The 7,665-nt window shown below is 64.8% G+C and carries 8 protein-coding genes; 2 read left to right on the plus strand and 6 right to left on the minus strand.

The annotated features are described in order from the left end of the window. Positions 1–46: 46 nt before the first annotated feature. From A2J02_RS11645 to dxr, 4 genes are all read right to left on the minus strand, one after another. A complete protein-coding gene (locus A2J02_RS11645; protein WP_068050264.1) occupies positions 47–883 on the minus strand; it encodes a GNAT family N-acetyltransferase in 837 nt (278 codons plus the stop codon). A 121-nt stretch (positions 884–1,004) separates the two neighbouring features. After that, on the minus strand, positions 1,005–2,144 hold the full coding sequence (ispG, locus tag A2J02_RS11650) for a flavodoxin-dependent (E)-4-hydroxy-3-methylbut-2-enyl-diphosphate synthase (protein ID WP_068050276.1): 1,140 nt from the start codon (positions 2,142–2,144) through the stop codon (positions 1,005–1,007). Between the two features lie 61 nt (positions 2,145–2,205). Beyond that, complete coding sequence (locus A2J02_RS11655) at positions 2,206–3,417, minus strand: M50 family metallopeptidase (RefSeq protein ID WP_068050266.1); 1,212 nt, start codon at positions 3,415–3,417, stop codon at positions 2,206–2,208. Positions 3,418–3,422: 5 nt separating this feature from the next. Further along, the gene (dxr, locus tag A2J02_RS11660) at positions 3,423–4,685 is read right to left on the minus strand and encodes a 1-deoxy-D-xylulose-5-phosphate reductoisomerase (protein ID WP_306437466.1); all 1,263 of its coding nucleotides are present in this window, start codon (positions 4,683–4,685) and stop codon (positions 3,423–3,425) included. Here dxr and A2J02_RS11665 point away from each other — a divergent pair. Then, a complete protein-coding gene (locus A2J02_RS11665; RefSeq protein ID WP_068050280.1) occupies positions 4,684–5,205 on the plus strand; it encodes a DUF1990 family protein in 522 nt (173 codons plus the stop codon). The genes dxr and A2J02_RS11665 overlap by 2 nt on opposite strands. A gap of 1 nt (position 5,206) precedes the next feature. On the opposite strand, the gene puuE is transcribed toward A2J02_RS11665, so the two are convergent. Beyond that, the gene (gene puuE / locus A2J02_RS11670) at positions 5,207–6,106 is read right to left on the minus strand and encodes an allantoinase PuuE (RefSeq protein WP_068050278.1); all 900 of its coding nucleotides are present in this window, start codon (positions 6,104–6,106) and stop codon (positions 5,207–5,209) included. A gap of 216 nt (positions 6,107–6,322) precedes the next feature. On the opposite strand from puuE, the gene A2J02_RS11675 reads away from it, so the two are divergent. Further along, positions 6,323–6,592: a DUF2631 domain-containing protein gene (locus tag A2J02_RS11675; RefSeq protein ID WP_068050271.1), complete on the plus strand. Its 270-nt coding sequence runs from the start codon at positions 6,323–6,325 to the stop codon at positions 6,590–6,592. Between the two features lie 8 nt (positions 6,593–6,600). Here the strand turns inward: A2J02_RS11675 and rlmN are convergent. After that, a partial coding sequence (gene rlmN, locus A2J02_RS11680) for a 23S rRNA (adenine(2503)-C(2))-methyltransferase RlmN (protein ID WP_068050274.1) occupies positions 6,601–7,665 on the minus strand: 1,065 nt, incomplete at its 5' end.

The raw sequence follows: 7,665 nt of genomic DNA on the forward strand, positions 1-7,665 counted from the left end.
GGCAACGAATCGCGGTTCGGCACAACCCGTTCGAGCGACGGCCGATCTAGTCGAGGAGCACGGTCGTGAAGGTCGCCACCTGGGTCAGACCGATCTTCGCGTACGCCCGTCTGGCGACGTAGTTGAAACTGTTGACGTAGAGGCTTGCGGTGCGGCCCTGGCGGACCACCGAATTCACCACCGCTGCGGTACCGGACGCACCGAGACCGTGCCCACGCCGATCGGGGTGAACCCATACCCCCTGGATCTGCCCCACCGTCGCCGACTGCGACCCGATCTCGGCCTTGAACACCACCCGACCGTCCTCGAATCGAGCCCACGCACGCTGCGCGGCAATCAGACTCGAGATCCGTCGCCGGTATCCGCGGCCGCCGTCGTTCTGCCTCGGGTCGACTCCGACTTCCTCGATGAACATGGCCACGGCCGCAGTCAGATACACGTCCAGTTCCTCTGGGCGAACGAGACGTACGTGTGGATCGGGGGTGACCGACGATCGGACCGACGTGGCCAGCAGCGGTTGCTCACCACGAACTTCCCGGGCCGGGCCCCAGTCGGTTTCGAGCATCTCCCACAGCGGCAGTGTCAGTTCGGCTCGTCCGACCAGTGAGGAACACAGCCGTGGACCGCGGCACGCGCGGTCGGCGAACGACCGCAGATCGTCACTCGATCCGAGCAGAGGGACGAGGTTGGCTCCGTAGAAGCACAATGACTCGTCCGGTCCGCCCCGGCTCCACATCTCACCGTGAAACGACCTCGGATCCAGTCCGGATTCCTGCACCCTCGCGGCGACCATGCAGGTGGCAACCGGGTCGGCATCGAGCACCCGTAAGACATGCGCAACGTCCCGATTACCGAGAGGCTTCGCACCGAGGAGCTTGAGCACCTGCCGACCTCCTGACCCACCTACCGCATACACACCGACCGAGCGTGTAGCGAATCATTCCAGAGAACCTGTTCCCTCGGTGGCAGAGCGGCAAACCGGACACCGACCGGATCGATCCTGCTCAGCTGACCGTCACCACCGGAGCGCCGCCGTCTGCGGTCTCATCCTTCTCGAATTCCTCGGCGATGCGCATTGCTTCCTCGATCAAGGTCTCCACGATCTGCGCCTCGGGCACGGTCTTGATGACCTTGCCCTTGACGAAGATCTGGCCCTTGCCGTTGCCCGACGCCACGCCGAGGTCGGCGTCGCGCGCCTCGCCCGGACCGTTGACGACGCATCCCATGACGGCAACGCGCAGCGGAATTTCCATGCCCTCCAGGCCTGCGGTGACCTCGTCGGCGAGGGTGTACACGTCGACCTGCGCGCGTCCGCACGACGGGCAGGAGACGATTTCGAGCTTGCGGGGACGCAGGTTGAGCGACTGCAGAATCTGGTTACCGACCTTGATCTCCTCGGCCGGCGGAGCCGACAGGGACACGCGGATGGTGTCGCCGATTCCACGAGACAGCAGTGCGCCGAAGGCCACCGAGGATTTGATGGTGCCCTGGAAAGCGGGGCCGGCCTCGGTGACACCGAGGTGCAGCGGGTAGTCGCACTGCGCGGCCAGCTGCTCGTACGCGGCGACCATGATGACGGGGTCGTTGTGCTTGACGGAGATCTTGATGTCACCGAATCCGTGTTCCTCGAACAGACCCGCCTCCCACAGCGCGGACTCCACGAGGGCCTCCGGTGTCGCCTTGCCGTACTTCTTCATCAGGCGAGGATCGAGCGAACCGGCATTGACGCCGATGCGGATCGGAATGTTCGCGTCACCGGCGGCCTTGGCGACTTCCTTGACCCGGCCGTCGAATTCCTTGATGTTCCCCGGGTTGACGCGCACAGCGGCGCATCCTGCATCGATCGCGGCGAAGATGTACTTGGGCTGGAAGTGGATGTCGGCGATCACCGGAATCTGACTCTTCTTGGCGATGATCGACAGCGCATCCGCGTCGTCCTGTGTGGGGCATGCCACACGCACGATGTCGCAGCCCGACGCCGTCAGTTCGGCGATCTGCTGCAGAGTGGCGTTGATGTCGTGGGTCTTGGTGGTGCACATGGACTGCACCGAGATGGGGCTGTCGCTGCCCACTCCCACCGACCCGACCTGGAGCTGCCTGGTCTTTCGACGCGGCGCGAGTACCGGTACCGGCGGTGCCGGCATTCCCAATCCGACTGACACGGACACAGTGGCCTTCTTTCCTAGCTACGACTGACGAGTCTACTTAGAACAATTGAATCGGGTTGACGATGTCCGCCGTGAGTGTCAACAAGGAGAACCCGATGAAAACGACGATGACCACGTAAGTGACCGGCATCAGCTTCATGTAGTCCACCGGCGCGCCGTCCGGTAGGCCACGGCGGTTTCGGAAGATGTTGCGAATGCGCTCGTAGATGGTCACGGCGATGTGGCCACCGTCGAGCGGCAACAGCGGCACGAGGTTGAACGCCCCGAGGAAGAAATTCAACGACGCGAGCAACCCGATGAACGTCGCCCAGTTCTCCGTCTCCGCTGCCTGACCACCGATGACACTGGCACCGACGACGCTCATCGGGGTGTCGAGGCCACGCTCACCGCCGAAGATCGACTCCCACAGCGCCTGCACCTTGGTCGGCAGTTGCACGAGTGCCTTGCCGGTCTGTACGAAGATGTCGCCGGTGAAAGCGAACGTCTCCGGCACCGCCTCGATCGGGTTGTACGTGATGTTCGGTGGCGGACCCCCGGTGACACCCACCGCCCCGACCGTCGTCGATTCCCTCGCTCCGGTGTCGGGATCGACGACGTATCGCTGAACCTGTGTGACCGGGACGGTGATGGTCTGCGAAGCACCGTTGCGATCCACTGTCAGCTCGACCGAGCCGGTGGAGGCCTGAATGGCAAGAACCGCATCCGACCAGACCTCCGTGGGGGTGCCGTCCACCGCTGTGATGATGTCGCCCTCACGCAGCCCTGCCGCGGCGGCCGGACCGTCACCCGAGCAATCGGCGATCTCACCGTCCGGTGTCTGCGTCGTTCCGACGCAGCCGACACCCTGGACAGTCGTGGTCGGAGTGACCCGATCGGGCGTGCCCCACCCGAGAACGAGCGCATAGATCAGCACGATTCCCAGTACGAAGTTCATCGCGATGCCGCCGACCATGACGACGATCCGCTTCCACGTCTTCTGGCGATACATCGCGCGCTCGACCTCGTCGGGTGCGAGCTCGTCGATCGCCGTCATTCCGGCGATGTCGCAGAATCCGCCGGCCGGAATTGCCTTGAGGCCGTATTCGGTCTCGCCGCGTCGGAAGGAGAAGATCTTGGGGCCGAACCCGATGTAGTACCGGCGGACTTTCATGCCGAGCGCTTTCGCGGTCCACATGTGTCCTGCCTCGTGCAGCGCGATCGACACACCGATGCCGACGGCGAACAGCACCACACCCAGAGCGAACAGCATGTAACTCAGAGGCCCTTCTGTTTCAGGAGCTCACTCGCATGTGCGCGAGCCCAGGAATCCGCCGCGAGGACGTCGTCCACGTCGGTCGGCACCGTCGACCATTGTCCACTGCCGTCATCGACGACGGCGCGCACCGTCTGCACTATCTGCGGGAACTCGATGCGCCCGGCGAGGAACGCCTCGGCCGCGATCTCGTTGGACGCGTTGTACACCGCCGTCGTGCACCCGCCCATGATTCCGGCCTCGCGGGCCAGCTGCACGGCGGGGAACACTCGATCGTCGAGTGGCTCGAAGTCCCAGGAGAACGCTGAAGTGAAATCGAGTGCACGCGCAACATCGGGAACTCGATCGGGCCACCCGAGCGCCAACCCGATCGGAAGCTTCATGTCCGGCGGGCTGGCCTGGGCAATGGTGGATCCGTCCACGAACGTCACCATCGAATGGACGATGGATTGCCGATGCACGGTGACGTCGATCTTGTCGTACGGCACCCCGAACAGCAGATGCGCTTCGATCAACTCGAGGCCCTTGTTGACCAAGGTTGCCGAGTTCAACGTGTTCATCGGACCCATCGACCAGGTCGGATGAGCCGCGGCCTGGGCAGGCGTCACCGACTTCAGTTCCGCTTCGCTCCACCCACGGAACGGTCCGCCCGATGCGGTCAGGATCAGTCGATCCACCTCGCTTCGGTGGCCACTGCGCAGGCACTGCGCCAGCGCCGAGTGCTCCGAGTCCACCGGAACTATCTGTCCCGGTGCGGCGGCAGCGAGCACCAGTTCCCCGCCGGCGACCAGAGATTCCTTGTTCGCCAACGCCAGCCGCGCTCCGGTCTTCAACGCCGCCAACGTCGGCTCGAGACCGAGCGAGCCCACCAGTGCGTTGAGCACCACGTCCGCCTGCGTGGACTCGACGAGCTCGGTGACCGCGCGCGGCCCGCTCAGAACCCCGGGAAAGTCGAGCTCGGCGGCAGCGGCGGGGTCGGCCACGGCCACGCGTCGAGCACCGGTCTCGGCGATCTGACGGCGAAGTAGCTCGATGTTTCCACCGCCCGCAGCAAGACCGACGACGACGAAACGGTCGGGGTCGGTGGCGATGACGTCGAGCGCTTGGGTTCCGATCGAGCCGGTGCTGCCCAACAGCAACACTCGAATCGGCTCGGGACGATCCGAGGAGGTCGTTCGCTCACGATGGTCTGGCACCGGTCCATTGTTGCCTACCGAGGCTGAGAAACCCCTATGTGCCGCCGTAGCTGGCACGCTGGAGGGCATGGACGTCTCGAAGTATCGCGCGGCATCGTTCAACTACGTCGACGTAGGAGCAACGAGCGGCAGGCTCCCGTCCGGCTACCACCACGTCGAGAAATCGCGGGTGATCGGATCCGGACTCGAGGACTTCGTGGCCGCAGCCGACACGCTGATGCGCTGGGACATGCACCGCGGCACCGGACTGAAGGTCCATTCCGACGCCGACAACGCCGTCCCCGACGCCGTGGTCGTTCTCACGCTCGGGCCCGTCCGCATCCCCTGCCGTGTCGTCTACGTCATCGACGAAGCCAACCGACAGGGCTTCGCCTACGGCACCCTGGACGGCCATCCCGAGTCCGGCGAGGAACTCTTCTACGTCGACTACTCCCCCGAGGACGGGACGGTCTCCGCGCACATCACCGCGTTCTCGAACCCCGGCCGCTGGTACACCAGGCTCGGCGGTCCGGTGGGCAAGCGGGTGCAGGCCCTGTTCACCGACCGCTATCTGACGGCGCTGGCGTCGGCGTGCCGGTCGCCGCGCTGAGTCAGGAGGAGGGTGGGTGCACTGCGCGCCAGTGCTCGGCGATGTCGATTCGCTTGGCCACCCACACCTTGTCGTGAGACTGAACGTGATCGAGAAAACGCTCGAGGGCGGCGATACGAGCCGGTCTGCCCACCAGCCTGCAGTGCAGTCCGACCGAGAGCATCTTGGGGCTGCCGTTCTCCCCCTCGGCGTACAGCACGTCGAACGCGTCCCGTAGATGCGCGTAGAACTCGTCTCCGGTCGAGAACCCTCCGGGCGACGCGAAACGCATGTCGTTGGTATCGAGGGTGTACGGCACCACCAGGTGATCGACGATCTCGGAGCCACGAGAGACCTTCTCCCAGTAGGGAAGATCGTCGGCGTAGGAATCCGAGTCGTACACGAAGCCGCCGTGCTCGACGACGAGCGACCGGGTGTTCGGAGAGTCACGTCCGGTGTACCACCCGAGCGGGGCCGAGCCGGTGAGGCCCTGAAGGATGGCCACGGCCTCGGCCATGTGCTCGCGCTCGACGTTCTCGTCGATCTGCTGGTAGGACAGCCACCGCAGACCGTGGCAGGCGATCTCGTGACCCAATTCCGACAGTGCGGCAACCACTTCCGGGTTTCGTGCCATGGCCTTCGCGACAGCGAACACCGTCAGGGGTAGGTCGCGCTTCTCGAACGCCCGCAGCACCCGCCACACGCCTGCCCTCGAGCCGTACTCGTACAGCGACTCCATGCTCATGTGCCGATTCGGAAAGGCTTGTGCCCCGATCATTTCCGAGAGGAACGTCTCGGATTTGGTGTCACCGTCGAGGACGTTGTTCTCCGCACCCTCCTCGTAGTTGAGGACGAACTGGACGGCGATGTTGGCCTGACCCGGCCACTGGGCGTGCGGCGGCGTGCGGCCGTACCCCACCATGTCTCGGGGGTAGCTCAGCGGAAACTGGGTCAGTGGATGCGGAAGGCGCTCGGACGTCACCGCCGCAGTCTCTCACCGAAGTCGGCAGTCGCGCCGGGTGAGCACACAACCCTGATGGCTACGACGGGCGGTCGTATGCCAATATTGTCCGAACGCGCAGGCTCGACGCCTCGTGAAGTACGACTTCGAGAATTCATCACCCGAGAGGACCGACCGGTGGCAAATACCGAACTGGAATCCGCTTCGTACGACCCGGTCGTCGATACCCGCAACGAGGTGCCGGACGTGCCGTCCGCCGAGTGGGGGTGGAGTGGTGAATCGAATCGCGCGATGCGGGTGGCCGCCATCGTCGTAGCCGTGTTCCTGCTGTTCATGATGATCGGCAACCACACCGGCAAGGTCGAGGATCTGTGGTTGATCGGATTCGCAGCGATGCTGGTCGGGCTCGTGGTGCGAGACATCGTCGTCCGCCGCAAGCCCCGCTAGCAACCGAGTCAGTTCTCGGCTGCCAGCTGACCGCACGCTGCGGCGATCTCCTGACCGCGGGTGTCTCGGACGGTGCACGAGACGCCCTGCGCAATCACCCGTCGGACGAACTCTCGCTCCACCGGCTTCGGGCTGGCGTCCCATTCGCTACCCGGAGTCGGATTGAGTGGGATCAGGTTCACGTGAACTCGTGAGCCGAGTGCCTTGTGCAGCTTCTTGCCCAGCATGTCTGCTCGCCACGGCTGGTCGTTGACGTCTCGGATCATTGCGTACTCGATCGAGACACGACGACCGGTCTGGTCTGCGTAGTACCTTGCCGCCGACAACACCTCTGCCACCGACCAACGGTTGTTCACGGGCACCAGCGTGTCGCGGAGTTCGTCGTCGGGCGTGTGCAACGACACCGCCAGCGTCACCGACAGTCCCTCGTCGGCCAGCTTGCGGATTGCCGGTGCCAGACCGACCGTCGACACCGTCACCGAGCGCTGCGAGAGACCGAGTCCGTCGGGTGCGGGCGAGACGATCTTGCGCACCGCGGAGACGACCCTCTTGTAGTTCGCCAGGGGCTCGCCCATCCCCATGAAGACCACGTTCGACAGTCGACCTTCACCCCCGTGGACCACGCCGTCGCGCAGGTCGGCTGCAGCCGAACGTACCTGGTCGACGATCTCGGCCGTCGACAGGTTCCTCGTCAGACCCGCTTGGCCGGTCGCGCAGAAGGGACAGGCCATTCCGCAGCCGGCCTGACTGGAGATGCACAGAGTGGCCCGATCCGGGTACCGCATCAGAACGCTCTCGAGCAAGGTCCCGTCGTTGGCCTTCCACAGGGTCTTGCGAGTGTCACCGTCATCACATGCCAGGTGCTTGATCGGCGTCAGCAGCGTGGGGAAGAGATCGGCACCGACCTTTTCGCGGGCCTCGGCCGGAAGATCGGTCATCTTGGTGGTGTCGGCCTCGAGACGCCCGTAGTAGTGCCGGGCCAGCTGATCGGCGCGAAACGCAGGTAGACCGAGCGCCTTCACCGCATCCCGCAGACCCTCTTTGTCCAGGTCGGCGAGGTGGCGCGACGGCAT

This window comes from Rhodococcus sp. EPR-147 (assembly GCF_001647185.1).
Classification (GTDB): Bacteria; Actinomycetota; Actinomycetes; order Mycobacteriales; family Mycobacteriaceae; genus Rhodococcoides.

Coding starts and splice junctions, on each gene's coding strand:
- dxr (WP_306437466.1), bottom strand. CDS start 4,685: ATGCCCTCCAGCGTGCCAGCTACGGCGGCACATAGGGGTTTCTCAGCC.
- puuE (WP_068050278.1), bottom strand. CDS start 6,106: ATGGTGGGGTACGGCCGCACGCCGCCGCACGCCCAGTGGCCGGGTCAG.
- A2J02_RS11655 (WP_068050266.1), bottom strand. CDS start 3,417: ATGCTGTTCGCTCTGGGTGTGGTGCTGTTCGCCGTCGGCATCGGTGTG.
- A2J02_RS11665 (WP_068050280.1), top strand. CDS start 4,684: ATGGACGTCTCGAAGTATCGCGCGGCATCGTTCAACTACGTCGACGTA.
- ispG (WP_068050276.1), bottom strand. CDS start 2,144: ATGCCGGCACCGCCGGTACCGGTACTCGCGCCGCGTCGAAAGACCAGG.